Annotated in this window: 15 protein-coding genes; 12 read left to right on the forward strand and 3 right to left on the reverse strand. The window is 69.9% G+C overall.

Translation table 11 applies throughout. The annotated features are described in order from the left end of the window. Positions 1-114: 114 nt before the first annotated feature. From ACFZDJ_RS31450 to ACFZDJ_RS31490, 9 genes are all read left to right on the forward strand, one after another. Positions 115-759: an HAD-IA family hydrolase gene (locus tag ACFZDJ_RS31450; protein ID WP_390934818.1), complete on the forward strand. Its 645-nt coding sequence runs from the start codon at positions 115-117 to the stop codon at positions 757-759. Between the two features lie 133 nt (positions 760-892). Then, on the forward strand, positions 893-1,615 hold the full coding sequence (locus tag ACFZDJ_RS31455; RefSeq protein ID WP_391063882.1) for a VC0807 family protein: 723 nt from the start codon (positions 893-895) through the stop codon (positions 1,613-1,615). Between the two features lie 60 nt (positions 1,616-1,675). Further along, positions 1,676-2,932 carry an MFS transporter gene (locus tag ACFZDJ_RS31460; RefSeq protein WP_391063885.1) on the forward strand — a complete coding sequence of 419 codons (1,257 nt, stop codon included), beginning with the start codon at positions 1,676-1,678 and terminating at the stop codon, positions 2,930-2,932. Next, on the forward strand, positions 2,883-4,055 hold the full coding sequence (locus ACFZDJ_RS31465) for an acetoin utilization protein AcuC (RefSeq protein WP_168494311.1): 1,173 nt from the start codon (positions 2,883-2,885) through the stop codon (positions 4,053-4,055). The genes ACFZDJ_RS31460 and ACFZDJ_RS31465 overlap by 50 nt, the downstream gene beginning before the upstream one ends. A 754-nt stretch (positions 4,056-4,809) precedes the next feature. Further along, entirely contained in the window at positions 4,810-5,625 is an 816-nt protein-coding gene (locus ACFZDJ_RS31470; RefSeq protein WP_391064335.1) for a phosphatase, read from the forward strand. Positions 5,626-5,754: 129 nt separating this feature from the next. Next, positions 5,755-5,967 carry a helix-turn-helix domain-containing protein gene (locus ACFZDJ_RS31475; RefSeq protein ID WP_004984898.1) on the forward strand — a complete coding sequence of 71 codons (213 nt, stop codon included), beginning with the start codon at positions 5,755-5,757 and terminating at the stop codon, positions 5,965-5,967. 165 nt (positions 5,968-6,132) lie between these two features. Further along, complete coding sequence (locus tag ACFZDJ_RS31480) at positions 6,133-6,231, forward strand: 30S ribosomal protein bS22 (protein ID WP_003948845.1); 99 nt, start codon at positions 6,133-6,135, stop codon at positions 6,229-6,231. 404 nt (positions 6,232-6,635) lie between these two features. Then, positions 6,636-7,697 carry an NAD-dependent epimerase/dehydratase family protein gene (locus tag ACFZDJ_RS31485; protein WP_384925148.1) on the forward strand — a complete coding sequence of 354 codons (1,062 nt, stop codon included), beginning with the start codon at positions 6,636-6,638 and terminating at the stop codon, positions 7,695-7,697. A 14-nt stretch (positions 7,698-7,711) separates the two neighbouring features. Beyond that, entirely contained in the window at positions 7,712-8,794 is a 1,083-nt protein-coding gene (locus ACFZDJ_RS31490) for a 1-acyl-sn-glycerol-3-phosphate acyltransferase (protein WP_390934821.1), read from the forward strand. Between the two features lie 98 nt (positions 8,795-8,892). Here the strand turns inward: ACFZDJ_RS31490 and ACFZDJ_RS31495 are convergent, their stop codons facing one another. The 3 genes from ACFZDJ_RS31495 to ACFZDJ_RS31505 all read right to left on the reverse strand — a co-directional run bounded on the left by ACFZDJ_RS31495 (position 8,893) and on the right by ACFZDJ_RS31505 (position 12,613). After that, positions 8,893-10,116 (reverse strand): DUF5667 domain-containing protein, encoded by a 1,224-nt coding sequence (locus ACFZDJ_RS31495; protein WP_391063888.1) that lies wholly within the window; start codon positions 10,114-10,116, stop codon positions 8,893-8,895. A 272-nt stretch (positions 10,117-10,388) separates the two neighbouring features. After that, positions 10,389-11,168, reverse strand: coding sequence for an ECF subfamily RNA polymerase sigma factor, BldN family (locus ACFZDJ_RS31500; RefSeq protein ID WP_384925121.1), 780 nt, complete (start codon positions 11,166-11,168; stop codon positions 10,389-10,391). Positions 11,169-11,662: 494 nt separating this feature from the next. Then, a complete protein-coding gene (locus ACFZDJ_RS31505; RefSeq protein ID WP_384925123.1) occupies positions 11,663-12,613 on the reverse strand; it encodes an HAD family hydrolase in 951 nt (316 codons plus the stop codon). A gap of 128 nt (positions 12,614-12,741) precedes the next feature. Here ACFZDJ_RS31505 and ACFZDJ_RS31510 point away from each other — a divergent pair, with 128 nt between their 5' ends. The 3 genes from ACFZDJ_RS31510 to ACFZDJ_RS31520 all read left to right on the forward strand — a co-directional run bounded on the left by ACFZDJ_RS31510 (position 12,742) and on the right by ACFZDJ_RS31520 (position 15,934). Then, positions 12,742-13,041 carry a glutaredoxin family protein gene (locus ACFZDJ_RS31510; RefSeq protein ID WP_075033738.1) on the forward strand — a complete coding sequence of 100 codons (300 nt, stop codon included), beginning with the start codon at positions 12,742-12,744 and terminating at the stop codon, positions 13,039-13,041. Positions 13,042-13,403: 362 nt separating this feature from the next. Beyond that, entirely contained in the window at positions 13,404-14,168 is a 765-nt protein-coding gene (locus ACFZDJ_RS31515) for a redox-sensing transcriptional repressor Rex (protein ID WP_054228018.1), read from the forward strand. Continuing rightward, positions 14,165-15,934, forward strand: coding sequence for a glutamyl-tRNA reductase (locus tag ACFZDJ_RS31520; RefSeq protein WP_390934824.1), 1,770 nt, complete (start codon positions 14,165-14,167; stop codon positions 15,932-15,934). Before ACFZDJ_RS31515 ends, ACFZDJ_RS31520 begins: the two co-directional genes overlap by 4 nt. The last annotated feature ends 46 nt before the right edge of the window (positions 15,935-15,980 follow it).

Below are 15,980 nucleotides of genomic sequence, written 5' to 3' on the forward strand. Positions count from 1 at the left end.
TGCAGGGGGGACCCTGTGGGAGAGTAGGACGCCGCCGAACTCATTTTAGGGAAAACCCCCGTACCGGGAAATCGGTACGGGGGTTTTCTGCGTTCAGGGGCCTAGGGTTTTGTCATGCGCTACGACTTGGTGATCTTCGACAACGACGGCGTCCTCGTGGACAGTGAGCCGATCTCCAACACGATCCTGGCCGCCTATCTGACCGAACTCGGGCACCCGACCTCGTACGAGGAGTCCATCCGGGACTACATGGGGTCCGCCATGCACCGCATCCACGAGCTCGTCCAGGACCGGAGCGGGCAGCGGCTGCCGGAGGAGTTCGACGACGTCTTTCACGGGCGGGTGTTCGCCGCCTTCGAGCGGGAGCTGCAACCCGTTCCCGGTGCCGTGCAGCTGCTGGAGAAGCTGGCCGCGGACGAGGTTCCGTACTGCGTGGCCTCCTCCGGGAGCCATGAGCGGATCCGGGTGGGGCATCGGAAGACCGGGCTCGACCGGTGGTTCGACGAGGGGCGTGTCTTCAGCTCGCAGGACGTGGGGCGGGGCAAGCCGGCACCCGATCTGTTTCTCCACGCGGCCGAGCGGATGGGCGTGGCGCCGCAGCGGTGTGTCGTCGTCGAGGACAGTCCGCTCGGGGTGCGGGCGGCGAACGCCGCCGGGATGGACGTGTACGGGTTCACCGCCATGACACCGGCCGCCAAGCTCACCGGTGCCACTCAACTCTTCTCCGAGCTGGGCGAGTTGGCTGACCTGCTCGTATGACGGCACCCACCGCCCGGCACTGACATTTGTCACGCCCAGCTCCGGACGATCGTTTCTGTTGGCGAGTGGGGTCCGACCGCGAAGCTGAGTACATCGAACGGGACGTACACGGCGACGACGGAGGGACCCGATCATGAGCATCACGGCCATCGAGACCAGCACTGGAGCGACCACTGTCGAGGCACCGGCCGCCACGAGCGCCGATGCCGCCGCCAGGCCCAGCTTCCTGCCGCTGATCCTCGACGTGGCGGTGCCCGTCGGGTCGTACTACCTCCTCAAGAACGGGTTCGGCATGAGCACCATGGCGGCCCTCGGCTGGAGCAGCGTGGTGCCGGCGGTGCGGACCGTGTGGAGCGCGGTGAAGGAGCGCAAGGCCAACGCCCTGGCCGGGCTGATTCTGTTCGTCAACGTCGTCGGGCTGGCCCTCAGCCTCGTCGCCGGTGACCCGCGGCTGATGCTGGCCAAGGACAGTGGGGTCAGCAGCGCGATCGGCATCGGCATCCTGGTGTCCGTGAAGCTCGGCAGGCCGATGATGACGGCGGGCATGAAGCCGTTCCTCATCAAGGGCGACGCGGCCAAGAACGCCGCCTGGGACCGGCTGGCGGCCGGCTCCCCGCGGTTCCGGAAGGCCGAGCGGACCTTCTCCCTGGTCTGGGGCGTGGCGCTGCTCGGGGAGTGCGTCGCGCGGGTCGTGGGCGCGTACACCCTGCCGGTCGACACGATGGTCTGGCTGGGCACGGTCGTGATGATCGGTGCGATCGCGCTGGCCATCCTGGTTGCTGGGCGGCTGGCGGTCGTTCCGATGGAGAAGATGCTGGAGAACGAGGTCGCCGGGACCATCCAGCCGAAGAGGTGAGCAAAATTCATCTTCGGCTGGATCTACCCACCGGTAAGCCGGGGCCCTACGCTCGCCGCCATGACAGATGTGCTGCGGCGCGGTAGGGCCTCTTTGGCGTTCAGCTTCTTTGCCCAGGGCGCCACCTTTGCCCTGCTCGTGACGCGCATTCCGGCTATCCAGGACCGGTACGGCGTCTCCGACGCGTTGCTGCCCGCGTTCCTGGCCGCCGTGCCGATCCTCGCCGGGGTCGGCAGCGTGACGACCGAGCAGTTGGTGAGGCGAATACGGCCCAGTCGGCTGCTGCGCTGGTCCCAGCCCGTTGTGCTCCTGGCGCTGCTCGGGGTCGGGTCGGGGGACCGGCTGGTCGAACTGGCGGTCGCGCTCGGCGCCTTCGGGCTCGCGGTCGGCGCGCTCGACGCCTCCATGAACATGCTCGGGGTGAGCCTCCAGCGGACGTACGGGCGCAGCATCATGCTCGGCTTCCACGCCACGTACAGCCTGGGCGGGATCGTCGGCGCCTCGCTCGCGTGGGTCGGGGCGCACTGGCATCTCTCGCTGTTCGTGTCCTATCTGCCGGTGGTGCTCGTGCTGCTGCCGGCGGCGTTCGTGGGGAGTCGGTGGTACGTCGACGGGGGCGCCGCCTCTGTTCCTGAGGCCGATGTCGATGCCGAGGCCGATGCCGATGCCGAGGTCGGGAAGGGGCAGGGGCAGAGCGGGGCCCTGGTCTTCAGGTTGCTGTTGCCGCTGTGTCTGGTGATGACGTTCGCGTACATCGGGGACTCGACGGTTTCAAACTGGAGTGCGAAGTATCTGCAGGACGTGCTGGGCAGTTCGGAGCAGTTGGCGACCGTTCCGTACAACGTCTACATGGTGATGACGCTGGTGGGACGGGCCGTCGGGGACTTCGGGGTGCGGCGGTTCGGGGCGGTGGCCGTCGTACGGCTGGGGGCGGTCGTGGCGGCGCTGGGGTTCGCGGTGGTCGCGGTGGCGCCGGGGGCGTGGGTCGGGATGCTCGGGTTCACGTTGCTGGGGCTGGGGTTGTGCGTGCTGGTGCCGCAGACGTTCGCGGCGGCCGGACGGCTGTTCCCGGGGGCTTCGGATGCGGCCATCGCGCGGCTGAACATCTTCAATTACGTCGGGTTCTTGATCGGTTCGCCGTTGGTGGGGGCGTTGGGCGACGCCTGGAACTACCGGGGCGCCATGCTTGTACCGATGGTGTTGGTCCTGGCGACCTTGGGGTACGCCCGCTCGTTCGCGCCCGAACCGGACCGATACGGTGACGGACATGAGCGGCCGCGCACAGCTGATGTGGGACGAGGCAGTAACGGGCTATGACTTCGGCCCGGACCATCCGATGGATCCGGTCCGGCTGGCGCTGACCCGGCGACTGGTCGATGCCTTCGGGCTCGACCGGGAGGTGGATGTCGTCGCGGCGAAGCCGGCCGGGGAGTCGACGTTGCGGCTCGTGCATCGTGAGGACTATGTCGAGGCGGTCAAGGCCGCGTCGGTGGATCCGGGGGCCGCGGATGCCTCGTACGGGCTCGGGACCATGGACGATCCCGCCTTCGCGGGAATGCACGAGGTGTCGGCGCTGATCGCCGGGCAGTCGGTCGGGGCGGCGGAGGCGGTGTGGCACGGGGACGCGCTGCACGCGGTGAACTTCGCGGGTGGGCTGCACCATGCGATGCCGGGTGGGGCGTCCGGGTTCTGTATCTACAACGACGCCTCGCTCGCGATCGCGCGACTGCTGGAGCTGGGGGCCGAGCGGATCGCGTACGTGGATGTCGATGTGCACCACGGGGACGGGGTGCAGGCGGCGTTCTGGGAGGACCCCCGGGTTCTGACGATCTCGCTGCACGAGCATCCGCGGACACTGTTCCCGCAGACCGGGTGGCCGGAGGAGACGGGGGCCTCCTCGGCGGAGGGCTCCGCCGTCAACGTCGCGCTGCCGGCCGGGACCGGGGACGCGGGGTGGCTGCGGGCGTTCCACTCCGTGGTGCCCGAACTCGTCGCCGAGTTTCGGCCGCAGGTGCTTGTCACCCAGCACGGCGCCGACACCCACTTCGAGGATCCGCTCGCTCATCTCGCCGTCTCGCTCGACGCGCAGCGGGCCGTGCAGGTCGCCTGTCACGACCTGGCGCACGAGTACGCCGACGGGCGGTGGGTCGCGTTGGGTGGGGGCGGGTACGCGGTCGTGGACGTCGTACCGCGGTCGTGGACGCATCTGGTCGCCGTCGCGGCGGGGCGGCCCATCGACCCCGAGACGGTGATTCCCGAGAGCTGGCGGCAGGAGGTCTTCGCTCGTACGCGGCAGTTGGCGCCCGTGCGGATGACGGACGGGCGGTGGCCCGTGTCCTGGAAGGGGTGGGAGTCCGGGTACGACCCGGCGGACCGCCTCGACCAGGCGATCGTCGCGACGCGCCGTGCGGTGTTCCCCCTACGCGGCCTCCTCCCCTAACACCCACCAGCCCCCACCACCCCATCCCCACCCCCTGAGCCCCCGTCCCCCGGCGGGGCTGCGCCCCTGCATCACCCCGGGGGCTGGACCCCCGACTCCTGGCGGGGCTGCGCTCCTGCACCCGGGCGGGCTCTGCTCCGGACTTCCCGCGGTGTATGCCCGTCCCCTCGGCGGGGCCGCGCCCCGGCCCCCCTTACGGGGCCGCGTTCTCGTATCTCACCTGGGGAGCCTCTGCCCCGGACCTCCCGTGAGGCTGGGCTTCGGAACCCCCGGCGGGGCTTCGCCCCTGCACCCCCGGGGCTTCGCCCCTGACGCCCCGGCGGTATGTGCCCCGGCATCCCCGGGGCTCCGCTCCGGACCTCCCACGCGGCTCCGTTCCCATTCCCTTGGCGAGCCTGCGTCCCGGACTCCTTTGCGGGGCTGCGCCCATGTATCCAAACTCGGGCTCCGCTGGAGCCCGGCCGGGCTCCGCCCGACCCCCCGGACCTCCCGTGGGGATGTGCCCCGTCCCCTCGGCGGGGGTGCGCCCCAGACCTCCCAGCGGGGCAGCGTCCCGGACTCTCGGCGGGCTGCGCCCGGGCCCCCGGCGGGGCTCCACCCCGGCCCCCGGCGGGCTGCGTCCGGGACGCCCCCGGCGGGCTGCGCCCCGCCCCCCCGGCGGGAACAGCCGGGGCAGAGTGTGTATTACGCCAAGTGTGGGGCGTTTTCGGGAAATTCGGGGTTAAGGGGGTTCATGTGCGTCAGCATCGCTGTCGTGTTGAGCACCGGAGCATTACGTGCGCACCTGCTGGCGGCCCGGTTGGCCGGGCCCGTTGCGACCTCGCGTGAGGAGAGTCTGCGGAGCTATCGGCTCTTCGCGGCCCGCGATCCCCGTGTGCTGCTCGGGCTCGATCCCGAGTGGACGTGGGAGCAGCGGGATCTGATCGAGTTGATGGCCGACAAGTGCGGAGTTTCGGCCGATCCGACGCACACGAGTGGGCATGATGTGATCGACCCCGAGCGGACTTTGGTCGCGCTCGATTCCTTCGCGGCGCGACTCGCAGCGGCGGCCCGGAAGCGCGAGGCGGTACTCCTCGGGACCGGTCATCCGCACCGTCTGCTCGGTTTCTACGCCGCCCTTGCGGACGCCCTGTCGGCGGCGGGATGTACCGTCCTCACCCCCGCGCAGGGTAGCTCTGTCGACATAACGACCCGGTTCGGCCTACGCACGTACAACCTTGACTACGTACAAGGTGTCGCGCTGGTACGCGAACCCGACGCGCAAGCCCCCGGTGGTGCGACCGGCGCACACACCCACTCACCGCTGCCGGTTCGGACCGTTCTGGCGGCTGCCGCGGAGGGCGGCGGGCCGCTCCCGGAACTCGTCATCGGGGACCACGGCTGGGTCTGCGGAGCAGGTCAGCTGGGGTTCGAGGCCATGGGGCTGGCCGATACGGACGATCCTGCGCTCTTCGTCGGAGAGGCAGAGGGGCAGGTGTCCGTCGTCGTTCCGCTTGATGACGCTGTGCGGTCTGATTACTACCGACCGCTTACTCGCTATGTACTCAATCGAGCGTGTCTGTCACAGTAGGCGGCCGACGGCATCTCCTCTTCCCCACTCGCATCACCCGCCCCTACATTGGGGAGTGAGCACGCAACGACGAAGAGTCACCGGAAGGGGAAGCCGGTGGCCGTCGAGTGCGGAAGGTTCAGGTGTGTCATGGCTGCAGCTGGCGAGAGGCCTCTGAACGAGGTTCAGTTCCTTACCGTGGCGGAAGTCGCCTCGGTGATGCGAGTGTCGAAGATGACCGTGTACCGCTTGGTGCACAGCGGTCATCTGCCGGCGATCCGGGTGGGGAGGTCCTTCCGGGTGCCGGAGCAAGCGGTTCACGAGTACCTCCGCGAGAGCTATGTGGGGGTGGAGACAGCCTGACGGATGCTTCGAGGGGTTCCCGAGAGGTCCTTGTGGCCGCCTCGGGAATCCACTCGGATCCCCTCGATTACGACCTCAGCGCTCGGACGGGTAGGCTGGCCCCTCATAGGTCGTATGGGCCCATGCAGCCCAGCACCGAGTAAAGAGAAGTGAGCGAGGGTAGTCGTGGGCTCTGTTATCAAGAAGCGGCGCAAGCGGATGGCCAAGAAGAAGCACCGCAAGCTGCTCAAGCGCACTCGCGTTCAGCGTCGCAACAAGAAGTAGGGCCGTGCCCCGCATCGCGGGGCTCGTCCTTGCGCTTGTGCGAGCGCTGCGAACGGCGCGCTCTGTGGCCCCCCACCGGCCGGTGGGGGGCCACAGCCGTTTTCCGGCCGGAGTCAGGGCCCTCGGCTTCCGCCGTCGCGGCGGCTTTCGCCCAGAGCGGGTACTTTCCGTGGAGAGCGGGCGCGCGTCTCCTGCGCGAGGGCCCCGGAGGGCGATGCTGTGCATACGCCCATGTGCCGTGTGGCTTGGTCTGATCGTATGTCCGTGGCTGTCGTCACTTCGTGCATCGGGTGGTCATCACAGCGCAACATCAACCCGCTAGGTTGGCGGCACACGGGGAACACGGCAGGGTACGAGCAGAGCTACGTCCGCTCATGTCCAGAACGGGAAGAGAGGCGCTGATCTTGGGGAAGGTCGTGCTCGTCACCGGAGTGGCCCGTCAGCTGGGAGGCCGGTTCGTACGACGGATCCAACGTGACCCCCAGGTGGACCGGGTGATCGCCGTGGACGCGGTGCTGCCCGACCACCATCTGGGCGAGGCCGAGTTCGTCCAGGCCGACATCCGCCAGCCGACGATCGCCCGCGTGCTCGCCGAGCACTCCGTCGACACGGTCGTCCACATGGACGTGACGGGCATCGCGCTGGGCGGCGGCAGCCGGACGACGGTCAAGGAGACCAACGTCATCGGCACCATGCAGCTGCTGGGCGCCTGCCAGAAGTCCCCGTCGGTCAAGCGGCTCGTCGTGAAGTCCAGTACGAACGTCTACGGGTCCGCGCCGCGAGATCCGGCCGTGTTCACCGAGACCACCCCGCCCAAGTCGCTGCCCAGCGGCGGCTTCGCGAAGGACACGGTGGAGGTCGAGGGGTATGTGCGTGGCTTCGCGCGGCGGCGGCCCGACGTCGCCGTGTGTGTGCTGCGGTTCGCGAACATCCTCGGGCCGAGCGCCGACTCGCCGCTCGCCTCGTACTTCGCGCTGCCGGTGCTGCCGACCGTCTTCGGCTACGACCCGCGGCTGCAGTTCGTGCACGAGGACGACGTGATCGAGGTACTGCGGATCGCCTCGCACGATCCACAGCGCGGCACTCTCAACAGCGGCACCTTCAACATCGCCGGAGACGGCGTCCTGTTGCTCTCGCAGTGCGCTCGACGCCTGGGGCGCCCCACGGTGCCCCTGCTGCTGCCGGCGCTCAGCTGGGCGGGCACGGCGGTGCGTACCCTGGGAGTGACGGACTTCTCGCCTGAGCAGCTGCGGCTGCTCACCCACGGCAGGGTCGTGTCGACGAACCAGATGCGCGAGACGCTGGGCTACAAACCGAGATACTCGACCGCGGAGACCTTCGCGGACTTCGCACGCAGCCGGGGGCCCGGACTCCTGCCCCCCGAGGCCCTCGCGGGGGCCGTCGACCGGATCGCCGCGCTGCGTTTCGTGGGCGGCGGCAACCCCCCGACACTGAGCGCCAACTGAGGAGCGCATCGACGATGGCGGACGCCAAGGTCATTCCGTTCGACGACGACCGGTCGCGCGGGGGTGCTGTGCAGCGCCCGCCGCGGCGGCGGGCCGCGGGGAGCCGGCGCAAGGGCGATCCCGTGGTGGTACGTGAGGTCCAGCCCCTGCCCGGCCGGACCTTCCCGCAGGATGATGTTCCTGTGACGCGTGAGGAACAGCCGCCTCAGCCGTCGACGCCGAAGAACGCGCCGTCGACGTCACAGGCGCGGCAGGGTGGCGGGCTGGAACGGCGCGTCGCCGGTGGTCTCGCCTTCCTGCGTCGGCGCCTCACCGGTGACTACGAGATCGATGACTTCGGGTACGACCAGGAGCTCACCGAGCAGGTCCTGATGTCCCTGATCCGGCCGCTGTACGAGAAGTACTTCCGGGTCGAGGTGAAGGGCATCGAGAACATCCCGACCGACGGCGGCGCGCTGATTGTCGCCAACCACTCGGGCACCCTCCCGCTGGACGGCCTGATGATGCAGGTCGCCGTCCACGACAACCACCCCGAGAGCCGCCATCTGCGCCTTCTCGCGGCGGACCTGGTCTTCATGCTGCCGGTGGTCAACGAGCTGGCCCGCAAGGCCGGTCACACCCTCGCCTGCGCCGAGGACGCCGAACGGCTTCTGGAGCGCGGCGAGCTGGTCGGTGTGATGCCGGAGGGCTTCAAGGGCATCGGCAAGCCGTTCGGCGAGCGCTACAAGCTCCAGCGCTTCGGTCGGGGCGGGTTCGTGTCGACGGCTCTGCGGCAGGGCGCCCCGATCATTCCGTGCTCGATCGTCGGCGCGGAGGAGATCTACCCGATGATCGGCAACGCGAAGACGCTGGCGCGGCTGCTGGGTTTCCCGTACTTCCCGATCACGCCGACCTTCCCGTGGCTGGGTCCGCTGGGCGCCGTCCCGCTCCCGACGAAGTGGACGATCCAGTTCGGCGAGCCGATTCCCACGGACGGCTATCCGCCGGAGGCCGCCGAGGACCCGATGCTGATGTTCAACCTGACGGACCAGGTCAGGGAGCAGATCCAGCACACGCTGTACAAGCTGTTGGTGCAGCGTCGGTCGGTCTTCTTCTGACGGACGTTCCGCCGGTGACGGACGTACGAGGCTGGTGACGGACATACGAGGCTGGGGGCGCCCTTCCTGAGAAGGGCGCCCCCAGCCTCGTACCGGAGTTACTTGCTGTCCTCGCTGTCGATGCCCAGGCCCGGCAGGAGACCGGGCAGCAGCGGGGGCAGGGTGACGTCCGGCGCGCCACTCGTCGGGCTGGACTTGCCGGCCGACGGGGACGAGCTGCTGGTGTCCTTGGGCGGGTCCAGGAGGCCGCCCGTGGTGCCGCCGAGCAGGCCCTCGCCGGTACTGGTGGAGCCGGACGGCTTCGGTTTGCCGCTGCCGTGGCTGCCGGTGGTGGAGCCGCTGCTGGCGCTGGGCGCCGGACGGTCCGTACCGGACGACGAGCCCGGGGCGTCCGAACTGGCACCCCGGTGACGGCCTGTGCCCTCCTTCGCCGGGGTTCCCGGGAGCAGCGGGTCGACCTCTTCGTCTATGGCGGCGAACACCGACGAGACCTGCTGACTGACGTCGCCGAGTTGGACGGGCAGCCGGTCGCGCAGCGCGCCCCAGGCCTCGCGGTGCGACTGGGCGAAGGCGGACAGGGCCTGGATGGGGCCCAGTGAACCGTCCCGCTCGTACGCCTCGTACAGCAGGCGGTGGCCCTCGGAGGCGTCGTGCTGCATGCCCGACAGGGCACGGCGGATCTCGCCCAGGGACTCGTGGTCGAGCTGGCCCGAGCGGCCTCGTTCCATCAGCCGGCGTGCCTCGCTCAGGCGTGTGGACGCCTGGTCGAGGTAGAGCTCGCCGCGGTCGCTGTCGCCGTGGGCCAGGCCGAGTTTGATGTCCTCCATGCCTCGTTTGAGCCCGTAGAGCGAGTCACCGGGCAGGGCGTCGGAGCTGGCGGCTGCCACGCCGCCGAAGGCTCCCGCGGCCACACCCACGGTGAGCCCGCCCGCGGCCAGGCCCTTGGACAAACGCGACCGCGGTCGCAGCTTCCCCAGTCCGGTCGCCCGGTGTGCGCCCCGTGCCCGGTGCGAGCGCTGCTCGGGCACGGAACGGTCCGGGCCTTCGCCCCCCGCGGCGGTGCCTTCCAGCAGCATGGCCTCCATCGCTGCCACGAGCTGTGCTCGCTGCACGATCTTGACCTCGGGGTCCAGCTCCGGTTTGGGCAGCTCGCCGAGACCGGTGGCGAGGGCCAACAGGAGGCCCTGCTCGGTCTGTTCCGATGCAGCCTGGGACGGTGCCGATCCATCGGGCTGCTCGGCCGCCGTGCCCTGGTCGGACTGCTCCTCCAGGGCCAGGGCGAAGGCGTTCGCCCGCCGGTGTGCCGATACGTTCGCGATCACTGGCGGCACCTCCTCTCGTCAAGACGGTCGACTCCCCAGGGGGTCCTGAGGGTTGCACGCCCCGAGCGCATCCACACGATCGAGTGATCGGCGATGGCCGGGTCGTGACCACAGGGAGCCTGTATCCCGCACAACGAGCGTCGCGGCACTTGGGTTACGGACGACGGATGACCGGACCGCGAAGTCAACGGACTTTCACGGAAGGTGAGTTGGGTGTCGCAGAGCGTGTGGGATCACTATGGCGTTCGTACGGACCGGCGTTCGTACGGGTTTCAGCGGGCGTCGTCCGGGAGGAGCCGCGCCAGGGTGCGGACGGCTCGATACTGGAGGGTCTTGATGGCGCCCTCGTTCTTGCCCATCACTCGTGCGGTCTCGGCGACCGAGAGCCCTTGCAGGAAGCGCAGGGTGACGCACTCCTGCTGCTGGGGGTTGAGCCGTCGTACGGCGTCGAGCAGGGCTGCGTTCGACAGTGACTCCAGGACGGAGTCCTCGGGGCTTCGCTCGACCTCGTTCGCGTCGAGCATTTCGCCGGTGGTCACTTCGAGTCGGAATCGGCTCGATTTGAAGTGGTCCGCGACCAGGTTGCGGGCGATGGTGACCAGCCAGGCGCCGAAGTCGCGGCCCTGCCAGGTGAACGTTCCGATGCGGCGCAGGGCGCGCAGGAACGTCTCGCTGGTGAGGTCCTCGGCGGTCGCCTTGCCGCCGACTCGGTAGTAGATGTAGCGGTACACGGTGTCGCTGTACTGGTCGTAGAGGCGGCCGAAGGCGTCGGCCTCGCCGGCCTGGGCGCGCTCGACCAGATCCATCATCCGGGCGCTGTCGCTGTCTGCGGCCGGGCGGCGTGCGGTGGGCGTGGCGGCCGAGCCCGAGCGGCCTCGTCTGCCGACCGCCGCGCTGCCCTCGGCCAGGGCGTAGCAAGGGCCGAGGGGCGCGGGGACGGCGGCGAGGGCGGGGACGGCGAACGCGGTGGGGACGAAGCCGCGCAAACGGTCCAGGACCGTTGCGCGCAGCGTAGCCAGGCCCGAGGCGTCAACCCCGACGTGTGAGTACACGGGACTCCCAGAGGCAGAGCTTCCATCACGTGCAGTGCGGGACCGTTCACCCGTCGTAGCGACGGAGGGGTACCGGTTTGCGTCTGAGGAGAATAACGCTTCGTACAGGCAGCGCTACACCGAGTTGCTCAAATCATCGATTACGTCGCTTCTGTAACCGATTGACGCCTGATCAAGTGCCGGACAGTGACCGGTTGTTGATCGGATGGGTTCGGGTTCCGTCTGGGTGCGGGGCGTGTTGTGGCCGTGTGGGAGTGGGGTGACTGGGCGGGGCGCCGCGGGGGTAGGACAGGGGATTGGCCGACTCCCGGCGGGATCCTCGGGGACTGCGCCCCAGTGCCCTGGCGCCCCATCGGCCTGAGTGGCCTTGTCCTCGCACGCCGGACGGGCCGGAGGTCTTTAGGGGTGCGGGGAACTGCGCGCCAAGCCCCCACCGGCCGGTAGTCGAAGAACTATGGGCGGGCGGAGGATGCGGGGCGCGGCCCCCGGGGGTGTCAGCGGCGGCGGCGGTGGAGGGCGATGGCGGCTGCTGTGCCGCCGGCCACGGCGCCGACGCCGGCCGCGGCGGGGATGCCGACCTTCGCGGCCTTGCGGGCCGTGCGGTAGTCGCGCAGACGCCACTCGAACGTACGAGCGTGCTTGCGGAGTTTCGTGTCCGGGTTGATCGCGTAGGGGTGGCCGACCAGGGACAGCATGGGGATGTCGTTGTGGGAGTCGCTGTAGGCGGCGCAGCGGGAGAGGTCCAGGCCCTCGGCGGCGGCCAGCGCGCGGACCGCCTCCGCCTTCGCCGGCCCGTGCAGGGGCTCGCCCACCAGCTTGCCCGTGTAGACGCCGTCCACCGACTCCGCGACCGTGCCCAGCGCACCGGTGAGGCCCAGCCTGCGGGCGATCACCGTGGCGATCTCGACGGGGGCCGCCGTGACCAGCCAGACCTTCTGGCCCGCGTCCAGGTGGGCCTGGGCGAGGGCGCGCGTACCGGGCCAGATGCGTTCGGCCATGTACTCGTCGTAGATCTCCTCGCCGATCGACATCAGCTCCGCGACCCGGTGGCCCTTGACGATCGAGAGTGCCGAGTCACGGGCGTCCTGCATGTGTTCCGGGTCCTCGACGCCGGCCAGCCGGAACCACGCCTGCTGCCAGGCGAATCGGGCGAGGTCGCGGGTCTCGAAGAACTTCCGCTTGTACAGGCCCCGGCCGAAGTGGAAGAGGGCGGCGCCTTGCATCACGGTGTTGTCGAGGTCGAAGAAGGCGGCGGCCTTCTCGTCGCCGAGGACCGGGAACTCCGGTTCCTGGTCGGGCGCGTCGGCGTCGGGCGCGGCGTCGTGGGCTAGTTCCTCCAGTTCCTGGGAGGACTTGCGCGCTGCCTCCGCCGAGGCCTCGCCTGCCAACACGCTCCGCGCGGTGGCGGAGCGCCTACGGGGAGTGAGCCATCCGAGAGCGGCCATGTCGTGAGCATAGCCAGTTTGTTCGGAGCTTCCGGAGTCGAGAGGATGCGAGGCTGTGAACTCTCCGCGACCGAGCCGTTAAAGAAGTCGTCCGACCGGCACCTCCTGGCCGCGCGGGTGGCGGGAGAATGACCCGTATGAGTTCCATGTTCCGGCGCGGTGGGCGCCGTACGACGCAGAAGGCACCCTCGGAGCGGCTGGTCACGCTCATCAGGAAACCTGGTTGTCATCTGTGTGATGACGCACAAGAAGTGGTGGAGAAGGTGTGTGGGGATCTCGGGGTCCCCTGGGAGCACAAGGACATCACCGAGGATGAAGAGCTGCACCGTGCCTACTGGGAGCAGATCCCCGTGGTGCTGGTGGACGGGGCGCAGCACACCTTCTGGCGTGTGGACGAGGCGCGGCTGCGCAAGGCCCTCGCTCCGTAGCGGCGTCTTGTGGCGCGGTGTGGCGCGGTGTTCCGTCCGGATTGTGCCGTGATCGGGTCCGGGCCCCGTCCTGACCGGTGAGTCCAACGGGTCCGGAAAGTCGCCTAGGATCGACGGCGATTGGTCTCGGGGGCGGGATTTGTTGAGGAGAGTGTACGGTTTTGCCCCCTTCAGGTGCGGAACGAAGTTGTGCGCGCGCCGGTTCCATACGGGCGCGCCGGGAGTGCGTGACCCCCGTCACGTTGCCCGGGCAAATCGGACACCATCTTTGTGCACGCGTTCACAAAGACATAGCCTGCATTCGACGGGGCGGTCTAGGTACGTGTGACCGCCTGCAGCCCCGCGCTACCCGCAGGAGCACCGTGGCAACTGGCCGAACTCACCGACCGGCGACCCGCAGCCGAGGGATTCCCGAGGCCACTGTCGCCCGGCTTCCGCTGTACCTCCGAGCCCTCACCGCACTGTCGGAGCGCTCGGTACCCACGGTCTCCTCCGAGGAGCTCGCGGCCGCGGCGGGGGTCAACTCCGCGAAGCTGCGCAAGGACTTCTCCTACCTCGGCTCCTACGGGACGCGTGGTGTGGGGTACGACGTCGAGTATCTCGTGTACCAGATCTCCCGTGAGCTGGGCCTGACCCAGGACTGGCCGGTAGTGATCGTCGGTATCGGTAACCTCGGCGCCGCGTTGGCCAACTACGGCGGGTTCGCCTCCCGTGGTTTCCGGGTCGCCGCGCTGATCGACGCCGATCCGGAGATGGCCGGAAAGCAGGTCGCCGGGATCGCCGTGCAGCACAGCGACGGCCTCGAGAAGATCATCGACGAGAACGGCGTCTCCATCGGGGTCATCACCACCCCGCCGGGCGTGGCCCAGCAGGTCTGCGACCGCCTGGTCGCGGCCGGAGTCACCTCCATCCTCAACTTCGCGCCGACCGTCCTGTCCGTCCCGGACGGCGTCGACGTGCGCAAGGTCGATCTCTCCATCGAGCTGCAGATCCTCGCCTTCCACGAGCAGCGCAAGGCCGGCGAGGAGGCCGAGGCCCAGGCCGGTGCCGCCGCCGTGGCCCAGGCCGCCCAGGAGGACAACGGCAAAGGTCCTGACGGGGACGTCCCCGCCGTGATGCCGGCATGAGTCTCCTCGTCGTCGGGCTGAGCCACCGCAGCGCCCCGGTCAGCGTCCTGGAGCGGGCCACGCTGAACGCGGACGCCCAGATCAAGCTGCTGCAGGACACGGTCGCCGCCGAACCGGCCGCCGAGGCCACGCTGCTCGCCACGTGCAACCGCATCGAGCTGTACGCCGACGTCGACAAGTTCCACGCGGGCGTCGCCGAGCTGTCCACGCTGCTCGCCCAGCACAGCGGGGTCGGCCTCGACGAGCTCACCCCCCACCTCTACGTGCACTACGAGGACCGGGCCGTCCACCACCTCTTCTCGGTGGCCTGCGGGCTCGACTCGATGGTCGTGGGCGAGGGCCAGATCCTCGGCCAGATCAAGGACGCGCTCGCCACCGCGCAGGAGCTGCACTCCGCGGGCCGGCTGCTGAACGACCTGTTCCAGCAGTCGCTGCGGGTCGGCAAGCGCGCGCACTCCGAGACCGGCATCGACCGCGCCGGGCAGTCCCTCGTCACCTTCGGCCTCCAGCAGCTGTCCGCCGGCACCGCCGTCGACGCCTGGGCCAAGGGCAAGAAGGCCCTCGTCATCGGCGCGGGCTCGATGTCCTCGCTGGCCGCGGCGACGCTCGCGCGCGCCGGAGTCTCCGAGATCGTCATCGCCAACCGCACCCCGGACCGCTCGGAGCGGCTCGCCCAGATCCTCAACGAGAACGAGGGCGGCGACACGGACGTGCTGGCCCGCGCGGTACCGATGGATTCGGTGCCGCTCGAGCTGACACGTGCCGACGTCGCCATCTCCTGCACCGGCGCCACCGGGCTCGTCCTGACGGCCGAGACGGTCGCGGCGGCCGTGGAGGGACGTACGGGAGAGCCCGTGTTCACGGCCGAGCCCGCGGCGAAGCCCCTCGTGCGAGGTGCCGGCTCCGCTCGTACGGCGTCGCCCGCGGCCGTGGGCGACCAGACGCAGCTCGCTCCCACCAGCGTCGGCACCGACGACGACTGCCCGCTCGACCTGTCCGCCGTGCAGGGCACGGCCGGCTTCTCCGTACTCGGCGAGGCCGCCGTCGCCGGAATGGCCGCCGCCGAGCTGGAGCAGCACGCGGCCTGGGTGGACAAGGGCGATGTCGCGGCCCGTGCCCCGCGCGGGGCGGCCGTACTCGACCCGGAGGCCGACGCCGACGCCATCGCCGCGCTCGTGCTGGCCGTCGCCACCGTCGGCCGGGTGCCCGAGCGCCGCAGGCCCGAGCCGGTCGCCGAGGCCCCGCGGCCCGCGCCCGTGCTCTCGCTGCTGGACCTCGCCATGCCCCGTGACATCGACGCGGCCGTGCACCGGCTGCTCGGCGTGCGGCTCGTCGACATCGAGTCGCTGGCCGAGGCGTCCGCGGACGCGCCGATGGCGGCGGACGTGGACCAGGTGCGCAGGATCGTTTCCGACGAGGTGGCCGCCTTCAGCGCCGCCCAGCGGGCCGCCCACATCACCCCCACCGTCGTGGCGCTGCGCACCATGGCCGCCGACCTCGTCGCGAGCGAGATCGCGCGGCTCGACGGGCGGCTGCCGGACCTCGACGACAAGGAGCGGGGCGAGATCACGCAGACCGTGCGGCGCGTCGTCGACAAGCTGCTGCACGCGCCGACCGTACGGGTCAAGCAACTCGCCGCCGAACCCGGTGGCGCCGGGTACGCGGACGCGCTGCGAACCCTGTTCGACCTGGACCCCGAGACGGTCGCCTCCGTCTCGCGGGCCGAGAACAACAACGAGAACGCCAAGAACCGAGGGCGAGCATGAGTGAGCCACGTGAGCCACGTGCGCCGCAGGGGCAGGCTGGAGCGCC

This window comes from Streptomyces sp. NPDC007896 (assembly GCF_042959425.1).
Classification (GTDB): Bacteria; Actinomycetota; Actinomycetes; order Streptomycetales; family Streptomycetaceae; genus Streptomyces.